Annotated in this window: 17 protein-coding genes and 1 tRNA gene; 7 read left to right on the top strand and 11 right to left on the bottom strand. The window is 64.1% G+C overall.

Annotated features, from left to right (window positions below):
• Positions 1 to 5: 5 nt before the first annotated feature.
• Genes GJ699_RS31320 through GJ699_RS31335 form a run of 4 tightly spaced genes read right to left on the bottom strand, consistent with a single transcriptional unit; the run spans position 6 to position 4,705 of the window.
• Positions 6 to 2,231, bottom strand: coding sequence for a xanthine dehydrogenase family protein molybdopterin-binding subunit (locus GJ699_RS31320; RefSeq protein ID WP_154383346.1), 2,226 nt, complete (start codon positions 2,229 to 2,231; stop codon positions 6 to 8).
• A gap of 13 nt (positions 2,232 to 2,244) precedes the next feature.
• Positions 2,245 to 2,703 (bottom strand): (2Fe-2S)-binding protein, encoded by a 459-nt coding sequence (locus tag GJ699_RS31325; protein ID WP_154383347.1) that lies wholly within the window; start codon positions 2,701 to 2,703, stop codon positions 2,245 to 2,247.
• 31 nt (positions 2,704 to 2,734) lie between these two features.
• Entirely contained in the window at positions 2,735 to 3,463 is a 729-nt protein-coding gene (locus GJ699_RS31330) for a DsbC family protein (RefSeq protein ID WP_154383348.1), read from the bottom strand.
• A gap of 21 nt (positions 3,464 to 3,484) precedes the next feature.
• Complete coding sequence (locus tag GJ699_RS31335) at positions 3,485 to 4,705, bottom strand: FAD-dependent monooxygenase (protein WP_154383349.1); 1,221 nt, start codon at positions 4,703 to 4,705, stop codon at positions 3,485 to 3,487.
• Positions 4,706 to 4,782: 77 nt separating this feature from the next.
• On the opposite strand from GJ699_RS31335, the gene GJ699_RS31340 reads away from it, so the two are divergent.
• A tRNA-Phe gene (locus GJ699_RS31340) sits at positions 4,783 to 4,858 on the top strand.
• A 276-nt stretch (positions 4,859 to 5,134) separates the two neighbouring features.
• Positions 5,135 to 5,365, top strand: coding sequence for a hypothetical protein (locus GJ699_RS31345; RefSeq protein ID WP_154383350.1), 231 nt, complete (start codon positions 5,135 to 5,137; stop codon positions 5,363 to 5,365).
• Between the two features lie 303 nt (positions 5,366 to 5,668).
• Here the strand turns inward: GJ699_RS31345 and GJ699_RS31350 are convergent, their stop codons facing one another.
• On the bottom strand, positions 5,669 to 7,165 hold the full coding sequence (locus GJ699_RS31350) for a family 43 glycosylhydrolase (protein ID WP_195763690.1): 1,497 nt from the start codon (positions 7,163 to 7,165) through the stop codon (positions 5,669 to 5,671).
• A 275-nt stretch (positions 7,166 to 7,440) separates the two neighbouring features.
• Here GJ699_RS31350 and GJ699_RS31355 point away from each other — a divergent pair, with 275 nt between their 5' ends.
• The 5 genes from GJ699_RS31355 (at position 7,441) to GJ699_RS31375 (ending at position 15,752) form a co-directional block, all read left to right on the top strand.
• Complete coding sequence (locus GJ699_RS31355; RefSeq protein WP_154383352.1) at positions 7,441 to 8,211, top strand: ParA family protein; 771 nt, start codon at positions 7,441 to 7,443, stop codon at positions 8,209 to 8,211.
• An 86-nt stretch (positions 8,212 to 8,297) separates the two neighbouring features.
• Complete coding sequence (locus GJ699_RS31360) at positions 8,298 to 11,282, top strand: ligand-binding sensor domain-containing diguanylate cyclase (protein ID WP_154383353.1); 2,985 nt, start codon at positions 8,298 to 8,300, stop codon at positions 11,280 to 11,282.
• A gap of 82 nt (positions 11,283 to 11,364) precedes the next feature.
• The gene (gene trhP / locus GJ699_RS31365) at positions 11,365 to 12,720 is read left to right on the top strand and encodes a prephenate-dependent tRNA uridine(34) hydroxylase TrhP (RefSeq protein ID WP_154383354.1); all 1,356 of its coding nucleotides are present in this window, start codon (positions 11,365 to 11,367) and stop codon (positions 12,718 to 12,720) included.
• 79 nt (positions 12,721 to 12,799) lie between these two features.
• The gene (locus GJ699_RS31370; protein ID WP_154383355.1) at positions 12,800 to 13,663 is read left to right on the top strand and encodes a CAP domain-containing protein; all 864 of its coding nucleotides are present in this window, start codon (positions 12,800 to 12,802) and stop codon (positions 13,661 to 13,663) included.
• A gap of 76 nt (positions 13,664 to 13,739) precedes the next feature.
• Positions 13,740 to 15,752 carry a DUF4910 domain-containing protein gene (locus GJ699_RS31375; RefSeq protein ID WP_154383356.1) on the top strand — a complete coding sequence of 671 codons (2,013 nt, stop codon included), beginning with the start codon at positions 13,740 to 13,742 and terminating at the stop codon, positions 15,750 to 15,752.
• Here GJ699_RS31375 and GJ699_RS31380 read toward each other — a convergent pair whose 3' ends face one another.
• From GJ699_RS31380 to GJ699_RS31405, 6 genes are read right to left on the bottom strand one after another with little or no spacing between them, the layout of a single operon-like run.
• Complete coding sequence (locus GJ699_RS31380) at positions 15,753 to 16,289, bottom strand: DUF2058 domain-containing protein (RefSeq protein ID WP_154383357.1); 537 nt, start codon at positions 16,287 to 16,289, stop codon at positions 15,753 to 15,755.
• 38 nt (positions 16,290 to 16,327) lie between these two features.
• A complete protein-coding gene (locus tag GJ699_RS31385) occupies positions 16,328 to 17,761 on the bottom strand; it encodes an efflux transporter outer membrane subunit (protein WP_154383358.1) in 1,434 nt (477 codons plus the stop codon).
• 13 nt (positions 17,762 to 17,774) lie between these two features.
• Positions 17,775 to 18,659 (bottom strand): efflux RND transporter periplasmic adaptor subunit, encoded by an 885-nt coding sequence (locus tag GJ699_RS31390; RefSeq protein WP_154383359.1) that lies wholly within the window; start codon positions 18,657 to 18,659, stop codon positions 17,775 to 17,777.
• Positions 18,660 to 18,661: 2 nt separating this feature from the next.
• Entirely contained in the window at positions 18,662 to 18,868 is a 207-nt protein-coding gene (locus GJ699_RS31395; protein ID WP_371867726.1) for a DUF1656 domain-containing protein, read from the bottom strand.
• Positions 18,865 to 20,913 carry an FUSC family protein gene (locus tag GJ699_RS31400; RefSeq protein WP_154383360.1) on the bottom strand — a complete coding sequence of 683 codons (2,049 nt, stop codon included), beginning with the start codon at positions 20,911 to 20,913 and terminating at the stop codon, positions 18,865 to 18,867. Before GJ699_RS31400 ends, GJ699_RS31395 begins: the two co-directional genes overlap by 4 nt.
• A gap of 18 nt (positions 20,914 to 20,931) precedes the next feature.
• Positions 20,932 to 21,381, bottom strand: a complete 450-nt coding sequence (locus GJ699_RS31405) for a MarR family winged helix-turn-helix transcriptional regulator (protein ID WP_154383361.1) — start codon at positions 21,379 to 21,381, stop codon at positions 20,932 to 20,934.
• Positions 21,382 to 21,469 lie beyond the last annotated feature (88 nt).

Consider the following 21,469-nt stretch of genomic DNA (forward strand, 5'->3'; position numbering starts at 1 on the left):
CCAGCTCAGGCGCTGGCCAGGTCGAACGGCAGCTTGCGCAGACGTTTGCCGGTCAGCTTGAACAGCGCATTGGCGAAGGCCGGCGCCAGCGGCGGCAGGCCCGGTTCGCCCATGCCGGTCGGTGGATCGTTGGACGGCACAATGTGGACGTCGATCTTCGGCATGTCGGTCATGCGCGCCACCGTGTAGTCGCTGAAGTTCTGCTGCTCGACCACGCCGTCCTTCAGCGTGATGGCGGCGCCGGACAGCGTCATGCCGAGGCCCATCAGCGCCGCGCCCTGAATCTGCGCTTCGATGGTGAGCGGATTGACGGCGGTGTTGCAATGCACGCCGGCCGTGACCTTGTGCAGCTTAGGGTTGCCGTCTTTAATCGAGGCCACCACCACGTAAGCGATCACGGTGTTGAACGATTCATGTACCGCCACGCCCCATGCCTGGCCCTTCGGCAGCTTCTTGCCGTAGCCCGATTTGGCCACCGCCAGATCCAGCGCGGCGATGTGGCGCTTGCCCTTCTCGCCGACCAGCTTTTTGCGATAGGCCACCGGGTCCATATTGGCCGCGTGCGCGGCTTCGTCGATCAGGGTTTCCATCACAAACGCGGTGTGGGTCGAGCCGACCGAACGCCACCACAGCACCGGCACATTGGTTTTGACGGTGTGGGCGCTCAGGTTCAGCGGCACTTCGTACGGTTCGCCCATGCCTTCGACCATGGTGGAGTCAACGCCGTCCTTGACCATCATCGGCTCGAACGGCGTGCCGCTGGTGATGGACTGGCCCACAATCACATGGTCCCAGGCGACGATCTCGCCCTTGGCATCGATGCCGATATCGGCGCGGTGCACATGCGACGGACGGTAGTAGCCGCCCTTGATGTCGTCCTCGCGGCTCCAGATCACTTTGATCGGCTGCGTGTGGCCTGCGGCCTGCCATACCTTGGCGATGTTGACCGCTTCCACCAGATAGTCGGAAGTCGGCACCGCGCGGCGGCCAAAGCCACCACCGGCCATCATCGTATTCAGCACCACCTGCTCCGGTTTCAGGCCGGCGGTGGCGGCGATCGCGCCCTGATCCACGGTCTGGAACTGCGAGCCGGCCCACACCGTGCAGCCATCCTTGCGCAGGTCGACCACGCAATTCAGCGGCTCCATCGGCGCGTGCGCCAGATACGGGAACTCATACACGGCGGAGATTTTCTTGGCCGCGCCGGCCAGCTTGGAGGTATCAGCCTTGCGCACCGGCGTGCCGGCTTTCTGCGCCAGCGCCTTGTACTCGGTCAGCTGCTTGTCGCTGCTGACTTTCTCGACGCCGCTGGTATCCCATTCGATGGCCAGCGCTTCGCGGCCGCTCTTGGCCGGCCAGTAGCCATCGGCGATCACCACCACGCCGCTGCCGCCACGGTCGGTCTTCACTTCCAGCACATCGATCACGCCCTTGATGGCCTTGGCCTTGCTGGCGTCGAACTTCGCCACCTTGGCGCCGAATACCGGCGGACGCGCCACCACTGCGACCTTGCTGTCCGGCGCCTTGAAGTCCATGCCGAACTGCTGCTTGCCGGTCGACTTGGCGCGCGCATCGAGGCGCTTGACCGGCTTGCCGATGATGGTGAAGTCTTTCGGATCTTTCAGCTTGACGCTGGAGGACACCGGCTGCTTCATGGCCGCATCGGCCATGGCGCCGTAGGTTGCCTTCTGGCCTGCGGGGCCGATCAGCGTGCCCTTGACGGTCTTGATCTGCTCCGCCGGCACATTCCACTGCTGGGCCGCCGCCGCGATCAGCATCGCGCGCGCCTTGGCGCCGATTTCGCGGTACTGGATAAACGAGTGCGCCACACTGCCCGAGCCGCCGGTGATCTGGATGCCGAACAGTGGGTCTTTGTATTGATCGCCGGCCGGCGCCAGCGCGCCACGCACGTGCGACCAGTCGGCGTCCAGCTCTTCCGCGATCAGCATCGGCAGCGCGGTTTGCACGCCCTGGCCGAATTCCAGCCGGTTGACCTGTACCGTCACGCTGTTGTCCGGTGCGATGTGCAGGAAGGCGTTTGGTTCATACACCTTGGCGGCCGGCTGCTGGGCCTTGGCCCAACGGCCTGCGCCCGGCATGAAGAAGCCCAGCACCAGACCACCGCTGGCCACCGCGCCAGCTTTCATGAAGCCGCGACGCGACAAGCCGCGCTCCGAGACGCTGGCAAAGGTCGTTGCAACTGAGCCCTGATTAAGCCATTCGATACGCATGATCGTGTCCTCCTCAGGCAATTGCTTTGGCAGCGTCTTTGATGGCAGCGCGAATGCGCTGATAGGTGCCACATCGGCAGATGTTACCGCTCATGGCGTTGTCGATATCAGCATCGGACGGATTCTTATTCGTGCGCAGCAGCGCCGTCGCGCTCATGATCTGCCCACTCTGACAGTAGCCGCATTGCGGCACGTCGATCTTGACCCAGGCATCCTGCACCGCCTTGCCCACCTTGTCGGTCTCCATCGCCTCGATGGTGGTGATTTTCTGCCCTGCGGCCGCCGAAATCGGCGTCACGCAGGAGCGAATCGGCTGGCCGCCCAGATGCACGGTGCAGGCGCCGCACAGCGCCATGCCGCAACCGAACTTGGTGCCGGTCATATTCAGATTATCGCGCAAGGCCCACAGAATAGGCGTCGACGGATCGGCGTCCACCTGCACATCTTTACCATTGATATTCAACGTGATCATGCAAAAATCTCCCTGTAGTGGACTGCGATGGTTACTGCTTAATCTTGGTGAATTTGTCTTCGAGCGCCTTGTGATCGATCGCGCCAGGGATGCGCGAACCATCGGCAAAGAAAATCGCCGGCGTGCCGGCCACGCCCAGCTTGCGGCCCAGCGCCAGCACCTGGTCGTTCGGTGCCTCGCAATTGGCGGCGGCCACGGGCGCGGCTTTGCCGCTGACCATCCAGTCATCCCATGCCTTGCTGCGATCCGGCGAGCACCAGATGTTCTTCGACTTGACGAAGGAATCATCCGACAGAATGTTGTACATGAAGGTGTAGATGGTGACGTTGTCGGTTTCCTTCAGCGTGGTCTGGCGCAGGCGCTTGCAGTAGCCACAGTTAGGATCTTCGAACACCGCGATCACGCGCGAGCCATCACCCTTGACGGTCTTGATGGCTTTGTCCAGCGGCAGATCGGAGAACTTGATCTTGGTGATTTCGTCGATACGGTCGCGGGTCAGGTCGGCGCCGGTCGACAGATTGAAGATATGACCGTTGATCAGATAGGTGGCCGTTTTATCGGTGTACAGAATGTCAGTGCCGATGCGAACTTCATACAGGCCGCTGTAAGGCGTCGCGGTGATCGAATCGACCTTGACGTTGGTGCCCAGGCGCGGCTCGATCAGCTTCTTGATCGCCTCGGTGGTCGGCGGCGTTTCCGCGCCCACGCAGGAGGCCATCAGCACGGACAGGGACAACAAAACGGACTTACTCTTTCTCATGACTTCTCCGGTAAGTGCTGACTATTTGCCCATCGCGTGCGAGATGAGGCGGCGCTTCAGCACAGGTAATTTATCCAACAAGTTTAATCCGAAATTGCGAACCACGCGCAGGGGCTCGATATCGGTTTCGAAAAGGCGCGCCAAGCCGTCGGTGGTCAGCTGCATCAGCAGCACATCTTCCTTGCGCGCGCGCGCATAGCGGGCCAGCACGCGCTCGTCGCCGACGCTGCGTTGCGGCTCGCGCTCGGACAGGGTTTTAATCAGCTGCGCCACATCGCCAAAGCCCAGGTTCATGCCATGGCCGGCCAACGGATGCACCACGTGGGCGGCGTCACCAATCAGCGCCACGCGCGGTGCCGTCATCGCGTGCGGCCGCATCAAGCGCAACGGGAAATCACGCACCAGTTCCGGCTGCAGTGGCGTCAGCGCGCCCAGCTTCTCGCGCGCGTACAGCGCCAGACGGTCGGCGATCTGCTGCGCCGACTCGGCACGCAGCGTATCGGCCAACTGCTCCGGCGCCGACCACACCAGCGACACCTGATTGCCCGGCAGCGGCAGCAGCGCCACGATACCCTCGGCGCCGGTGAACCACTGATAGGCCGCGCCATGGTGCGGCAGTTCGCATGCAAAATTGGACACCACCGCACTCTGGTTATAGCTGCGGTAATCGAGACCGATATCGCACTGGCCTCGTACCCAGGACTGGGCGCCATCGGCGCCGACCACCAGCGCGGCCTTGATGCTGCCGCCATCGTCCAGCGTGACGGTGGCGCTATCGGCCGCGCGCAGCAGACCGATGGCGCGGCCGCTGACCATCTTCACGTTCTGGGCGAAGCGCAGCGCCGCGTCCAGCGCCTGGTTCAGATTGCGGTCTTCCAGAATCCAGGTCAGCGTATTGGCGTGGGCGCCATAGGAATCGAAAGACAAGCCGCCGGCTTGCGGACCGTCGCCATGGACGATCATCGCATCGACTGGCGCCACGCGGGCGTGGTCCAGCGCGTCCCACACTTTAAGGGACGACAGCAGATGGAAAGCCGTGTGATTCAGCGCGTAGACGCGCGCGTCCCACCCCGGATCGGCTGCCGGCGCACGGGCCGGCGGCGCCGGCGGCACCAGCAAAGTGACACTCAGGCCGGCCTGGGCCAGGCCCAGCGCGGCGGTCTTGGCAATCGCGCCATTGCCAACTATGCAAATATCACTTTCAGTCACGCGCAGCGCTGCGGAAGGGGTGGGCTTATTCATCCGGCCATTATAGCGTTTGTGGGAAATGAAAATTGCCCCTTGCAATCCGCGACCCGCGTGCTATAATTCTGCTCCTTGGCCTGGTAGCTCAGTTGGTAGAGCAGAGGATTGAAAATCCTTGTGTCGGTGGTTCGATTCCGCCCCGGGCCACCAAGATTCCAAAAAGCCCAGCTGCAAAGTTGGGCTTTTTTGCATTCTGCCACGCCAAACTAAGCAGACTCAGCAAACTGCTCAGCCGGATACCGACTCCCTGACGCGGTAAGTGACAGACCCGCCATTCAGCTGAATGCTACAACGGATGCCAGCTGGGCGGCGCAATACCGGCGCAATCTCCTAACGCACCACATCATTCCGCCATCTCCCTATTTTCTTTTGTTTGCGCCGGATTCGACCTATCTGTGGTCCGCCGGCAAAGGCAAAGACGCCGAAATGCCTGCGACGCAAGCCAACACGAATACGATCCTGGCCCGATATCTGCCCAAACGAGATCCCGCGATCAGTACAACCGGCCTTGAAATGGCGGTGCAATCATGGCTGCTCGACCTGACCATGGAACCGCCCACCAGACAACTGGAAGGGGACGAAAAACGCTTGCTGGTCGACTCTGGGCTGCTTCGCAAAATCAACTCTGGCTCACTGACGCTTGAACCTTCCTCGTGATCGTCTATGTCGAGACCAACTTCGTGCTGGAACAAGCCTTCCTGCAGGAAGAGCATGGTGCTTGCACGCGTCTGCTTGAGGCTGCTGAAGCGAAGGCAATTGTCCGAGCGCCTACGTCAAGAGCTGCATGAGCTGAGACGATCCGCGCCTCAAAGACGTTCTGACCTCGCCGTGCAGACCGACACACGATGTTTTATCAACAAAAATACCAGGGACTTCCTGGAGCCGCGCGATGCCACGGAATGAAAATCCTTGTCTTGATGGCCGATCCCGCTGAACTGCGGAATCGGCCAGGGCTAGTACTCAGTTCGACACAATGTACGGCCAGCCGTCCGAGGTGAAGGCCAGCGGGTTGATGCCCAGCGTGGCGGCGCCGTTGTTGTTGCCGTCGTAGTAGTGGTACACAAAGGTCGGGGTGTTGTTGTTGCCGGCATCAGTGAACACGCTGCCGCCGCCTGGCCCGATGATGTTGCCGTGGGTGCTGAGCAGGATGGTGCCGCCGCCGGCGGTCAGCGCCACGCCGCCGCGATCCACATACGGTCCGGTCACGCTGGTCGAGCGGCCGACGATGGTGCGGTAGGTGCTGGAGGTGCCGTTGCAGCAGACGTTGATCGGCGCGAAGTAATAGTAGTAGCCGTTGTAATAGTAGATGAACGGCCCCTCCTCCCCCGCCGATGGCGAGCCACGCTGCGCCAGCGTGTAGACCGTGGTGTTGGTGGTCGACTTCAACCCCGTGCTCGGATTCAGCTGGATCAAATGGATGCCGTCGGTCCACGATCCCCACGTCATCCACCAATTACCGCTGGCATCGACAAACGGCGCCGGGTCGATCGCATTATCGGTGGTGGCGGAAAAGCCGGACGGCGGCGAGGTGGTGGTGCTGGTCCAGGATTTGGTGACCCAGCCCTTGTCGGTCCACGGCCCCTGCGGCGCGCTGCTGGTGGCCAGGCCGATCAGCGCTTCGGCGCCGGTGCTGGGCAGATACGGTATCGAGTAATACTGGTAATAGGTGCCGTTCACCACCATCAGGCTGGGCGCCCAGATATCCGTGTTGGCGCCGCTATTCCATCCCTTCGGCGTTTGCAGCCCGCTCCAGCTGCTGAAGTCCGGCCCGATCACCGGGCAGGTGACATAACCGCCCAGCTGCGTGGTGGTGCAACTGGTGTACAACGTGAAGTTGGTGCGGTCGGTCGAATAAGCCAGCGTCTGGTGGGTGCCGTACAACCAGTAGGTTCCGGCAGAGTCGCGCAGCATGTACGGGTCATGCACGTAGATGCCGTTGCCGGCCACCGTGCGCGGCGCCGGGTACGCCGCCACGCCGGTATTCACGAACTGCCATTCCTGGCAGGTGCAACCGGTGGACGACCACTGGTCGATGGTGGCGGTGTTCAGCGTGCTGGCCAAGTAGGCTTCCAGATACTTGCCGCTGTTGACGTTCTGGATCAGGAAGTTGCCACTGGCTGCCTGGGTCACGGTCCACAAATGATCCGCCGTGCCGTTGTCGGACCATTGCACGATCTGCGCGCCATCGGCGGTGGAGGCGTTCGTCACGCCCAGCACCTGGTGCGTCAGCATATTCTCGATATTGTATTGCCCATTCCCCATCGGCATGAAGTGCCACAGGTGGTCGCTGGTGCCGTTGTCGGCCCACTGAACCACCTTGGTGCCGGCGGCCTGGCTGGCGCCGGACAGTCCCAGCACCAGGCCGCTGTTCACATTCTTGATCTTGTACTGCACGGTGGTGTTCATGGTAATCGCCGCGTGCGCGGAGATGGCAAAACTGGCCATGAAGATCAGCATGGCGACCAGCACTTTCCAAACCAATGGGCGATGAGGGACTAAGCCGCCGAGTGGCGGCCTGAAGCATGTCTGCATAGTAGTCTCCGTAATTGTAATTTTTGGGGTCACGGTAAAGTCCGGCGTTAGCGGCTTTACGACTTCATCGTAGTTGGCATATAAAAATGACTCCAATCACATTTTTATCTTTTTTGATATACATTCAGACATCCCGGCGCCTTTGCCGCATCGCAGCATGCTAGAATCGTTGCACTCTTGGCCATCTGATGGGGCGGCATATGAAACGTGTGATCTTCAACCAGAAGGGCGGCGTCGGCAAATCCACCATTGCGGTGAATCTGGCCGCCATCGCGGCGCACCAGGGCAAGCGCACGCTGCTGATCGACATCGATCCGCAGTGCAATTCCAGCCGCTACGTGCTGGGCGCCGCCACCACCGATGTGGCCCCTACCCTCGGCGCCTACTTCGACCAGATGCTGAGTTTTTCGATGTTCGCCCGCCCCGCCGGCGAATACGTGCACCAGACGCCGTTCGAGAACCTGTCCATCATGGTGGCCCACCCGGAACTGGGCGATCTGCAATCGAAGCTGGAATCGCGCCACAAGATCTACAAGCTGCGCGACACCCTCAACGAGCTGAGCAAGGAATACGACGAGATCTTCGTCGACACCCCGCCGGCCTACAACTTCTTCACCCAATCCGCGCTGATCGCGGCCGACCGCTGCCTGATCCCTTTCGACTGCGACGATTTCTCGCGCCAGGCGCTGTACACGCTGATTAACAACGTCAAGGAAATCAAGGCCGATCACAATGCCAACCTGGAAATCGAAGGCATCGTGGTCAACCAGTTCCAGCCGCGCGCGCTGTTGCCGCAGCGTCTGGTCGACGAGCTCAAGGGCGAAGGCTTGCCGGTGTTCGACAACAAACTGTCCAGCTCGATCCGCATCCGCGAATCGCACGAGCGCAACCTGCCGATGATCCACCTCGACCGCAGCCACAAGCTGAGCCAGGAGTTCATCGCCTTGTACGACGAGTTGCAAGCCTCCTAAGCATTAGTTGCTCGCCAGCAACCGAAACCCAGCAAGAATGCGGGCTGGCGGCCAGTCTGGATATTGTCTTCAGGTATTATGGATTCATGAACCTGCTGACCCGCGTCCGCATCCGCTGTTACTGCTGGCTGGCCTTGCTGCTGCTCGCGGCACCCGGCTGGGGCCAGCAATTGCCGCTACGTCACTACAGTCAAGCGGACGGGCTGGCCAATCTGGCCGTGACCAGTCTGCTGCAGGATCGCGAAGGTTATCTATTGGCCGGTACCGAACACGGCCTGTACCGTTTCGACGGCAACCGCTTCACGACCTACGGCGAGAAGGAAGGCTTGGCGCGCGGCTTGCTGTTCACCGCGCTCAAGCTGGATCAGGCGGGACGGCTATGGGCCTGCACCGATCGCGGTCTGTTCGTCCAGGATAACGGCCGCTTCAGCGAAATCCGCAACCGCGACGGCAAAAGCCTATCCTGCCAGGCCGGCGGACAACGCATCACACCACTGACGGCCGGCGGCATGCTGCTCATCAGCGGCAACGTGCTGCACCACATCCGCCCGGACGAGGGCGGCCATGGCTGGACCGCGCAACCCTACTTCAGCGCCCAACAAATCACCGACCATCCAGCGCTGGCCGATCCGGTCACCGTGCTGGAAACACGCGACGGCGCTGTCTGGGTGGCGACCTGGCATCCGCAAGGCGATCGCCGCCATCGCCAAATGCTGGGCCGGTTATACCGCAGCACCCTGGGCCAACTGGACGAGTTCGGCACGGAGCGCGGCATACCGCCGGCCACCTTCTGGGGCGGCATGCTGCAAGCGGCGGATGGCCGGCTGTGGCTGCGCAGCCATGACAAGTTGCTGGAACTGGCACCCGCCGCTACCCGCTTCAGCGACCGCACCGGCAACCTGCCCACCTCGCCGCTGCTGGAAGTCTATCTGCCGCTGGCGACCGACCATGACGGCCGCCTGCTTGGCGGCTTGAGCAATGGCCTGTTCCGCAGCCAGGACGGCGGCTGGGAAGTGATGAGCCGCGAGCAAGGCTTACTCACCAGCAGCGGCATCACCGCCATCCTGCAGGGCCGCGATGGCGAGCTCTGGATGGCCATCGGCGGCCAGGGTCTGACCCGCTGGCAGGGCTACGGTTACTGGAACAACTGGACCCAGAACCAGGGGCTGGCCGGCAACGATGCCTGGTCTTTCCTGCGCAGCCGCGACGGCAGCATGCTGGTCGGCACCGGCTCCGGGCTGGCGATCCAGCCGCCCGGCAGCGGCCGCTTTCGCATGCAGCCCGTCAGCGCCGGCAGCCTGGGCCAGGATGGCCAATGGAGCGCCATGGCCGAGGACCATGAGGGCAATCTGTGGGGCGCCACCTTCACCGGCTACCTGATGCGACGCGAGCGCGGCGGCACTACCCTGACCACTCTTACCCGGCTGCCACTGGTGTTGCGCATCGTGCCCGACCAGCAGGGGCAATTGTGGATCGCCACCAGCGAGGGCTTGTATCTGCTGGCCGATCCGCGCACCCAGCGCAAGCCGCGCTATCTGGAAGAGCTGGCCGCCGTGCTCGGGCGCGCCAACGCCAGCTTCACCAGCGCCTGCGCCACCGCCGACGGCAGCCTGTGGTTCCTCAGCGATCTCGGCCTGGTGCGCTGGTCCAACCAACACTGGAGCCGCATCCAGTTGCAAGGCAACGCCGAGCATTTGCCCAACACCATGGCCTGCGGCGCCAACGAGTTGTGGTTGCTGGACGCCCACGCCAGCACGGTCTGGCGTAGCGGCCCGCTGGCTGCCGGCGACCAAGGCGACCAGGGCGACCAGCTCAAGCTGACCGCGTTGACTGGCGTGCCGGCGCAACTCAGCGGCGCCCTGCTGCAATCAATCCTGGCCGACCGCCGTGGCTGGCTGTGGCTGGGCAGCGACTCCGGGCTGGCGGTGTGGAATGGCAAGCGCTGGCTGATCTTCAATCAGGCAAGCGGCCTGGTGTGGAACGATTTGAACCAGTACGCGCTGTACGAGGACAGTCTGGATGATTCGATCTGGGTCGGCACCAGCAATGGCGTATCGCAAGTGCGGCCACGCGACTTGTTCGACCTGCAGCCGTTGCCGCTGAAAATCGCCGCGCTGCAGTTCGGTGATCAGGAGTATCGGCCCACGCCCGGCCTGGTCGTGCCCTGGAGCGGCAAGGCGCTGCAAGTCACGCTGGCCTCGCTGGCGTTCCGCAATCACGAAGCACTGAGCTTCCGCTACCGGCTGAAGGGACTGGAGGACGACTGGTCCAGCAGCGACAGCCCGATCCTGCGCTATGCCGCACTGCCACCGGGCGCCTATGTGCTGCAGGTCCAGGCCGGGAATAGCATGTTGCAGCAACACTCGGCGCTGCTGGAGTGGTCGTTCCAGGTGGAGCCGCCGTGGTGGCGCACGCGCTGGTTTTACGGCGCGGCGGCGATCACCGCCCTGATACTGCTGTGGACCGGCATGCGATGGCGGCTGCGCGTGGTGCTGGCGCGCCAGCGCCAGCTGGACCGGCTGGTGCGCGAACGCACCGCCGAACTGGAAGCCTCACGCGAAGAACATCGGCTGCGCTCGCTGAAAGATGGCCTGACCCAGGCCTGGAACCGCACCGCCATGCTGGAGCGCATCGGCCAGCGGCTGCAAGCCATGGAGGCCGGCGGCGACACCTTTGTGCTGATCCTGCTCGACCTCGATCATTTCAAGCGCATCAACGACACCTACGGCCACCTGGCCGGCGACGCGGTGCTAAAGGAAGTGGTGCTGCGCCTGCAGGGGCGGCTGCGGCCGACCGATGCCGTCGGCCGCTATGGCGGCGAGGAATTCATCGTGCTGCTGCCCGAGCTGGACGCGGCGCGCGGCCAGCAGCGCATCGGCGAGCTGCATGGCGCCATCAACGCCCAGCCAGTGCTGGCGCCGGACGGGCAAAGCATTCCGGTCACCAGCAGTTTCGGCGTGGCGACCGCCAGCCCCGGCCAGCACCAGACCGCCGAATCGCTGCTGCACGCGGCCGACCAGGCGCTGTACCGCGCCAAAAACGGCGGCCGCAACCGCATCGAATATGCGTGAACCGGCCAAGCCATGATTTTTTGATCTGGCGCAAAGTCGCGGCTGGACGGGCTGTCTAGAATCCACGACTTTGCCCGCAATCATGCTTAAAGCTCCAGAACTACTCCTGCCCGCCGGCTCGCTCGCCAAGATGCACGCCGCCTTCGACTTTGGCGCCGATGCCGTCTACGCCGGCCAGCCGCGCTACAGCCTGCGCGTGCGCAACAACGATTTTTCCACGCTGCAGGCGCTGCAGGAAGGCATCGAGGGCGCGCATGCGCGTGGCAAGCAGTTCTTCGTCGCCTCCAACATCTTCGCCCACAACGCCAAGCTGAAGACGTATCTGCGCGACATGCAGCCGGTGATCGAGATGAAACCGGACGCGCTGATCATGGCCGATCCCGGCCTGATCATGATGGTGCGCGATAAATGGCCGCAAGTGCCGGTGCACCTGTCGGTACAGGCCAACGCCGTCAACTGGGCCGACGTCAAATTCTGGCACCGCATGGGACTGACCCGCGTGATCCTGTCGCGCGAGCTGTCGCTGGATGAAATCGAGGAAATCCGCCAGCAATGCCCGGAGATGGAGCTGGAAGTGTTTGTGCACGGCGCGCTGTGCATCGCCTATTCCGGCCGCTGCCTGCTGTCCGGCTATTTCAACCATCGCGACCCCAACCAGGGCACTTGCACCAATTCCTGCCGCTGGGACTACAAGGTGCAACACGCCGCCGAAGACGCCACCGGCGATTTCGCCCAGGTGATTCCGCTGCGGTTCAACCAGGCACTGCAGGAGGCCGAACAGCGGCCGTTCTCGTCGCTGCACCAGCAGCCACGCCATCCGCTGGCCGACCAGGCTTATTTGATCGAGGAAGCCGAGCGGCCCGGCCAGCTGATGCCCATCATGGAAGACGAGCACGGCACCTACATCATGAATTCCAAGGACTTGCGCGCGGTCGAGCACATCGAGCGGCTGGTCAAGATCGGCGTCGATTCGCTCAAGGTGGAAGGCCGCACCAAGTCGCTGTACTACGCGGCCCGCACCGCCCAGGTGTACCGCCAGGCGATCGACGACGCGGTGGCCGGCCGCCCCTTCAACATCGACCTGCTGGGTCAGTTGCAGGGGCTGGCCAACCGCGGCTACACCGATGGCTTCTACCAACGCCACCACACCCAGGCGCACCAGAACTATATGCGCGGCGCCTCCGAAGCCAACCGCAGCCAGTACGTCGGCGATGTGCTCAGCGTACAGGACGGCTGGGCGCGGGTGGAGGTGAAAAACCGCTTTGCCGTCGGCGACCGGCTGGAAGTGATCCACCCCGGCGGCAACCGCGATCTGGCGCTGAGCCGCATGCTATCGGACGACGGCACCGAGATCCAGGTGGCGCCCGGCAGCGGCCACATCGTGCGCATCGCGCTGGACCCGGCGCTGGATCGCGCCCTGCTGGCCCGATATCTTTAGACATTATCAAAACGGATATTGCAATGAGGAAATTATCGTGAGATGATTTAGGGAAACTAATTTCCCTAGCGAAATAATCTTGCTCTCCAGGCTCATCCTCGTTGCAGCACTCCTGACCGCCGGCAGCGCCTCCGCGCAATCCGACGCGGACGCGCTCGCGGCGATGATCAATGCTTACCGTTCGTCGCCGGACGCCTGCCATGAAGGCGAGGCGCAGGCGCTGCCCCAGCTGAAAACCCAGGCCACGCTGGAAGCGGTCAAGCTCAAGCCGGGCGTGCGGGTGCTGGTCGCGCTGCAAAACGCCGGCTTCTCCGGCACCAAGGCCGATGCCATTTCGATTTCCGGTGCCGGCAACCTGCAAGTGGCCTTCGCCACCATCCGCAAGGCATACTGCCGCATTCTGCTGAACGCCAGCTACACCGACATCGGCGTCTCGCGCCAGGGCGGTGACTGGACCGTGGTATTCGCGCGCGCCGCCGCACCGCTGCCATCGGTTGCTTACCCCGACTGGCACGATGCCGGCATGGCGCTGCTGGACGCCGTCAACCAGGCGCGCGCCGAAGGCCACACTTGCGGCGCCCAATACTTCCCACCGGCGCAGCCGCTAAGCTGGAACGCCCAGCTGGGCGAGGCCGCGCTGGAACACAGCAATGACATGGCGGCACAACAGTATTTCGACCACACCGGCAAGGATGGCAGCAACGTCGGCGAGCGCTCGCGCAAGGCTGGCTACCAATGGGCGCGTGTGGGCGAGAATCTGGCCTACGGCGTCTACACGCCGCAGGAAGCGGTGGCGGGATGGCTGAACAGCCCTGGCCACTGCGCCAACATCATGAACAAGGACTTCACCGAGTTCGGCGCCGCCTACGCCATCACGCCGCAACCGGCGGTGGGCGCAATCTACTGGTCGCAGGTGTTTGGCCGGCCGAAACTGCGCGCCTGATTTTTTCCCCGATGGCGCACTGCTTGCAAGTGTGCCAAGATGGACGGTAATACCATCCAGTCCACGGGAGCCTCCCTTGTTCAAACCGAAGCTGCTGATTGTCCTGCTGCTCAGCGCCGCCATTACGACCATGGCCGCTGCGGCCGAGCGCCACATCCCCTTCTGGCCCGACGCGATACCGGAAGCCATTCACGCCAACGTTGACGGCCAGGCCGCGCTGGAAAGCGTGCGCACCTTGGGCCGCTTCCACCGCGTTCATGGTTCGCCCGGTTATGCGGCGGCGGCGCAGTGGGTTCAGCAGCAGGCCAGCGCCGCCGGCCTGCAAGACGCCAAGGTCGAACACTTTGCCGCCGACGGCAAGACCCAATACGCCCACTTCCGCAGCTATCTGGGCTGGGACCCGCAACAGGCCAGCCTGGACGAAGTGACGCCACACCCACGGCCGGTAAGCCGCTTCCCTGAATTACCGGTCGCCCTGGCCGACTACAGCCAGGATGCCGATGTCACCGCGCCGCTGGTCAGCGTGGGCAGCGGCGCCAGCGCCGCCGATTACGACGGCAAGGACGTCAAGGGCAAGCTGGTACTGGCCAGCGGCTCGCTGCCGCAGGTGCACAAGCTCGCGGTGGAACAGCGCGGCGCGCTCGGCATCCTGTCCGACTATCCGAACCAGACCACCGCCTGGTCGGGCGACGATACGGACCTGGTACGCTGGGGCCATCTGTCGCCCTACCAGACGCAGAACCGCTTCGCCTTCATGCTGTCGCGCCGCCAGGCCAACGATTACCGCCAGCGTTTGTCGGCTGGCGAAGCGATCACGCTGCACGCGCAAGTGCGCGCCCACATGACGCCCGCCAGTTTCGACGTGGTCAGCGCCACCATCCCCGGCACCGATCCACAGGCCGGCGAGGTGATACTGACCGCCCATCTGTGCCATCAATCCGCTGGCGCCAACGACAACGCCTCCGGCAGCGCCGCCATTCTGCAGGTGGCGCGCGCGCTCAACGCCGCCATTCAGTCGGGCGCGCTGGCGCGGCCGCGCCTGACGATACGCTTCCTGTGGACGCCGGAAATCGTCGGCTCGCAGGCATGGCTGGCCAGCCATCCGGAACTGCAAGGCCGCATCGTCGGCGGCATCCACATGGACATGGTGGGCGCGCTGCTGGGCACCACCCACAGCAGCTTCCACCTGGCGCGCACCGCGCAAACCAGGCCGCATGTGCTCAACGATATCGGCCAGGCGTTCTTCGACGAGGTGAGCGCCGCCTCCACCCGCTACGCCGAACGCGGTGGCGATGCCTATGCCGGCTTCGTCACAACGGGCGGCTCGCGCGACGCCTTCATTGGCGACGTGCGCAACGTGGAACTGGGCAGCGACCATGAAGTGTTTCAGGCCGCCGGCTGGGGCGCACCGATGCTGTACTTCCACGACTGGCCGGACGTCACCATCCACACCAACAAGGACCAGCCGGAAAATCTGGACGCTACCAAGCTGGGACGCGTAATCTACCTGGGTGCCGGCGTCGCCTACACGCTGGCCGCGCTGCCCGAGCGTGAAGCGCCGGTGCTGCTGGCCATGGCGCGCTACAACGACGAAGCCAGGCTGGCCCAGGCTCGCCTGCGCGCGGCCATCGGCGGCGACCAGCGCGACGGCGTGCTGGCGGTGCGCGAGGCGCTGGCCACCAGCATCGTCAATCTGCAGTCGGTGGCGTCACGTTGGCCATCCACCGAAGCGGCGGTGCGCCAGCTTGGCGTTCAACTGAAGTCACAAAGCGCTGCGCTGCCGGCGCTGAAGGAAAGCGACCGCCGCAAACCGCAGCGCGCGGCGGCGGTGCGCGGCCCGCTCAGCGTCTACTACTACGATCATGTGGGGGAAAGAGAAAAGGCGCTGGGCATCACGCCCAAGCCGCTGCCGGCGTATGACGGCGATACCGAACTGTTGCTGTATGAAGCGGTGAATCTGGCCGACGGCCAGCATACCGTCAGCCAGATCCGCGATATCCTCAGCGGGCGTTACGCGCCGGTGCCGCAGGCGCTGATCGCCGCCTACTTTGAGCAGTTGGCGGCGGCCGGCATCATCGCGTGGCAGTGATTACCACATCAGGTCATCCGGGATCTTGAAGGCGGCGTATGGATCGTCTTCTTCCACCTCGGCGCTGGCCTGCTTGACGCGCACCACGATATCCGGATTGCGCTCGGCGATTTTATCGGCGAACACGCGCGGCACGAGCTCATAGCCCTCGCCCTGCGCCACGATCACCAGACGGCCCGCCACCAGATGCTCGCGCACCTGGGTCGACACGTAGATGCGTTCGATCTTGGTGCCCAGCGTGAAGTTGTAGGCGATGTCGGTGACCTTGCCCTTGCTCTGCTTATTCTGCTGCACCATCTGCGTGATCTGCGCGGCGATGGCTTTCTGCTGCGCGGCGGCGTCGCGCTCGGCGTTGGCCAGGCGCGCCTTTTCAGCGGCCTGGCGCTGCTGTTCCTGCGCCGCCAGCTTGACCGGGTCAACCGTCTCTACGCCAGCGCGGCGGTCTTCCTTCTGCTGCTTGCTCTTGCTCTGATGGGCGACCTTGACTTTGTTCTTGTCGACCAAGCCGGCTTTTAATAACTGATCCGCCAATCCCATGATGCTCACTCCTTTTCAACGAAGGCGATAGCATACCATCACGGCTTGGTCGGCTCCCAGCCGCCGCCCAGCGCCAGGAACAGCGCGATCTGGTCTTTCGCCAGCGCGGCGTCGGACGCGGCCCAGGCGGCGTCGGTGGCGGCCAGCGTGCGGTCGGCGTCCAGCACCGACAGGAAATCGGTGCGGCCGTACTGATACAACTTGTGCGACTGCTCGGATGCCAGCGCGCTCTGATCGCGCGCGGTCTTCAGCGCGGCGTTGCGGTCCAGCTCACGGGCGTACACAGTCATCGTACTTTCCACTTCCTTCAGTGCGTTCAGCACCGTGCCGTCGAATTTGGCCAGCGCGCCTTCGGTGCCGGCTTCGGCCTGCTTGATGCGGCTGTGCGCGGTGCCGGTGTTGGGCAAGGTCCAGCTGATCAGCGGGCCCAGGCTCCAGCGGAAGGCATTGCCGGCGCCGAAGTGGTCCAGCAGGCCGGTGCTGCCGACCGAGGCGCCCAGCTCGATGTTCGGATACAGGTCGGCGGTGGCGACGCCGATGCGCGCGGTGGCGGAAGCCAGATTGCGTTCGGCCTGGCGGATGTCCGGACGGCGGCGCAGCAGCGCGGTGCCATCGCCCACCGGGATCTGCTGCGTCAGGCGCGGCGCGGCCTGGCACTGCAGCAGGTGCATATTCATTTCCTGCGGCGTCTTGCCGGTCAGCGCGGCCAGACGATAATAGGCGACGCGGTGCTGCGCCTGCAGCGGCGGCAGCGCCGACTGCATCTGCGCCAGCTGGCTGCGGGCGCGCGCGGCGTCGATGGCGGTGCCACGGCCGGCGCGGATACGCTCATCGGTCAGCTTGACGAACTTCTGCTGCAGGTCCACCGCGTTTTCCGCCACCGTGATCTGACGCACCGCCGAGCAAGCATCGGCGTAGGCATGCGCGGTATCGGCTGCCACCGTCACCCGCACCACGTCAACGGCGGCTTGCGCGGCCTGGGTATCGGCATCGGCGGCTTCCACCGCGCGCTTGATCTTGCCGAACATGTCGGTCTGGTAGGAGACGTTGACGCCGATGTTGTACATGTAGGAGTCAGGCAGTTTTTCCGGCTGTGCCAGCGACACGCCGGAAATGCGGCCCACCATCGGCTCAAAGCCGACGCTGACGTCCGGCTTGCGTGCCTCTTCCACCTGATCCAGCACGGCGCGGGTGCGCTCCAGATTGGCGGCGGCCACGCGCAGATCGGTATTGGCGGCCAGCGCCTGTTCGATCAGTTGGTCCAGCACCGGATCGTCATACAAACGCCACCAGTGCTTGGGCAGCGGTTCCGACTTGTAAGCCGATTCCTGCTGCGCGCCAAGGAACTTGGCTGCGGCTTCCGGGCGTTTGGCCACGGCCTGTTCTGGCACTTTGTAGTCGGGACCCACTGTGGTGCAGGCGGCCAGCGTGGCCAGCAAGGCCGCGCCGCTCAGTATTTTCAAGGAGTTCATCAGATCCTCCGCATTACGATTTTTTGGACGGCTGCTGTACATCCACCGTCACGGTCTGGCCGGCCACCAGGCGCGCGCCGGCCGGCAGCGGATCGAGCTTGATGCGCACCGGGATGCGCTGCGCCAGACGCACCCAGTTAAAGGTCGGGTTCACGCTGGACAGCAGATTGGACGAAGTGCTGCGGTCGCGGTCCGCGATACCGCCGGCCAGGCTTTCAACCTTGCCCTTGAGGCGCAGCGATTCACCCATCGGCAGCACCACCACTTCGTCACCAACCTGAATCGCCGGCAGCTTGGTTTCTTCGAAATAGCCTTCGACGTAGTAGGAGTCGTTGTCGATCAGCGCCATCACGGCACGGCCGGCGGTAACGTAGGAACCCATGCGCAGATCGAGGTTGGAGATGGTGCCGTTGACCGGCGAGACGATGCGGGTGCGGTCCAGATTCAGCTTGGCGACATCACGCGCCACTTCGGCCTGCGCCAGCGCGGCACGCAGCTGGTCGACGCGCGACGAGCCTTGTTCGCGGGTTTCGGCCGACACCAGGTCGCGCAGATCGGTGTTACGGCGCTCTTCCTTCAGCGCCTGCGCCAGTGTGGCGCGATGTGCCTGCAATGCCGCATCGGCCTGGCGCAGCGCCAGTTCGAAACGCGCGCGGTCGACTTCAAACAGCACATCGCCCGCCTTCACTTTCTGATTGTCGTGCACCAGCACCGCCGTCACCTGGCCGGTGACGTCCGGCGCCACCTGCACCACGTCGGCCTTGACGCGGCCGTCGCGGGTCCACGGTTCGACTTCGTAGTGCTGCCACAGACGCCATCCCAGCACAATCGCAACGGCAACCGCCGCCATGGTGACAATAAACCGGCCCAAGGCCATCGCTATATTTTTGAGGTTCATGATTAGCCCCGATTCGTTAACAAGGTAGAGAAGCTGCCCAGCAAAATGAAGAACAGCGCAAATTCAAACAGCGCGGGATGCCATACCAGGCGGTAAAAGCCAACGCGCATCAGCAGCTTGCCCAGCACCCGCGTGCAAATGAACGCGAGGATGGACAGCAGCAGCAAGGTGGGTACGTATAGTCCGTACAGACTGAGTTCAGCGATCACGATGCAATCTCCGGTTGGTAAGCGGCGGCGCGCGGGAACAGGTCGCGGCGCATGCTGGCCAGGACGGCGGCGGCTTGCGGCCGCGCCTCGCCGGCGGTATTCGATGCGGCGCCACACACGGCGCGCAGGGTCTGATCCAATCCCTGCAGCAGCGTGGCCGGGGCCTGGCCGTGTTCATGTCCGCCACGGCCGAAATAGGCGGCCAGTTTGTCCAGCAAGGGACGCAGCGTCACACCGGCCTGCGCCAGTTGCTGCTCCATGCCGCACAACGCCGCCACGTGGATGCCGACGCGCAGTTCGCGCAAGCCGTCCACCGCCACCGCACGCGCTTCCGGCGTCGGATGGGCGACGGCCAGACGCGGCATCAGCAGGCCAATACGGTCCACCATGCGCGCCGACACGTGCAGCAGCGACTGCGGTCCGCGCACCAGGCCGGGACGCGCGATCTGCGCCACTTCGCGGCGAGCGGCACCCAGCATCCGGCGCGCCATCCAGTCGCCGCCCACGGTGCGCAACAAGCTGGTCATGACGGCGGCGGCGATAAAGCCGAACAACTGCGCCGCCATGCTGTTGAGGAAGCTGGGGATGTCCAGCGTGCCAGTATCCTGCAGCGACAGGGTACCGGCCACACCGATCAGGAAGGCCAGAGAACTGCCCATGGTGGCCGGGCGCGGCATGAACACGCCGCCGATCAGGAACACCGGCGCGATCACCAACGCCAGCATCTCGTAGCTGTGCACCGCCGGCAGGATGAACATGATGTAGATGGCGCCGGCCGGCATCGACATCACTGTCCACACCGAGAACGAGCGGATCGCCGGCACCGGGTCGTCCTGGGTGGCGAAGAAGCAGCACAGCACACCGGCCATCATCGGCGCGGCGGCGCCGGACGGCCAGGCGGTGGCGATCCAGAAGGCACAGCAGATCAGGATGGTGATCACCGCCGCCAGCGCCGAACGCAGGGCCATGCCGTGGTCGCGGTGCAGCACCGCCGGCGACAGGTGCGGGGTGTAGCTGGCGGCGCCGCCCGCCATCACGGTGCCAACGTCGCTGCGCAGTTCGAGGCCGTCTTCGCAGGCTTCGATCAGGGCATCCAGGCGCTGCGCCAGATTCAGACGCAGGATCTCGCTCCAGCTGGCGCCAGCCACCAGTTCGGGCCTGAGCTGCGCCAGTTCGGCGCGCAGCTGGGCGGCGCGGGCCGGATCGGCGGCGCGGCCGTCAGCCACCCAGGCCGAAATGTCGTCCAGCACGCGGCGCCAAGGTATCAGGCTGTCCGGGTCCACTTCGCGCAGGGCGTTAAGACGGTCTTCCACCGCCAGCAGCAGCGGCACCATGATGGTCAGGCGGTCGTGCAGGCCGTGCACCATGCCGGCGGTCCAGCGCAGTTGCGAGGTGTCGAACGGCAGATGGGTCGACATCAGCCGCATTTCGCTGATCTCGCCGGCCAGCGCCAGCCGGGTGTGCGGATTCGGTGCCTTGATGGCGCCGGGTTTCAGCACCTCGCTCATCCAGCGCTGGGAGTCGGCGATGGCGCGATCCAGCCGCGCCAGCAGCGCCGGCCCCACGCCTTGGGGGAACACCAGCGAATGCACCACTGTGGCGGACAGGATGCCGATGGTGATTTCCTCAACCCGCGCCAGGCCGGTATCGAACACGCTGGCGGGGCTGGTCACGGCCGGGAAGCCGATCAGGCCCGCCGTGTACCCCGCCAGCATGAAGATGTAGGAGCGTGGCGTCCGGTCCAGCAGCGACACGTACAGGCACAGGCCCACCCAGCACGCCAGCGCCAGCGACAGCAGCTCCGGCGCATTGGCCAGGCGCGGCACCAGATAGATGGTGACGACGCTGCCGATCAGGGTGCCGCAAACGCGGAACAGCGCCTTGGAACGCACCGCGCCGGAGAACGGGCTTGCGACGATATAGGCAGTCATCATCGCCCAGAACGGGCGAGGCAAACCGGCGGCCAATGACACGTACAGTGCCAGCATGGCGGCCATAAAGCATTTGAGCGAGAACAGCATCTCGCTGGACTTGGGCATCTGCATGATGGAATCCCCGGTCGTTTAACCTGCGCTGCGCTCGGCCAGCACCTGGTCAAGCTTCAATAATACGCGCACTGTGGCCTCTACCTCATCCTGAGGCATATCCTTGAACAGCTCACGGCGGAATGGCGCCAGCGCCTTTTCCAGACGTTCGGCGATGCGTTTGCCCTCGACGGTCAGCGACAGCGTCTTGGCGCGGCGGTCGCTCGGGTCGTCCTGGCGCAGCACCAGGCCGGAGGCCACCAGCTGGTCGATGATGCGCACCAGCGACGGCGGCTCGATGCCGACAGCATCCGCCACCCGCCCCGGACGCACGCCGTCGCCCAGGCGCGAAATCATCAGCACCGGCCAGGCGCTGGCGTGCGACAGCTCGAAACCGGCGGTCAGCTCGTCGGCCGCGCTCTTGTAAGCGCGCGCCACGTGGATCAGCGTATTGGTCAGGGACAGCAGTGTTTTGTCGTAGGAGCTCATGATCGACTCGTTCAAATTTACTTAGGATGCTAAATATTAGCATCAAACGCAAAACTTTGCTGGGCGGCACTTAAAAACTGGAGTATCG

This window comes from Duganella guangzhouensis, assembly GCF_009674535.1.
Lineage (GTDB): Bacteria > Pseudomonadota > Gammaproteobacteria > Burkholderiales > Burkholderiaceae_D > Rugamonas > Rugamonas guangzhouensis.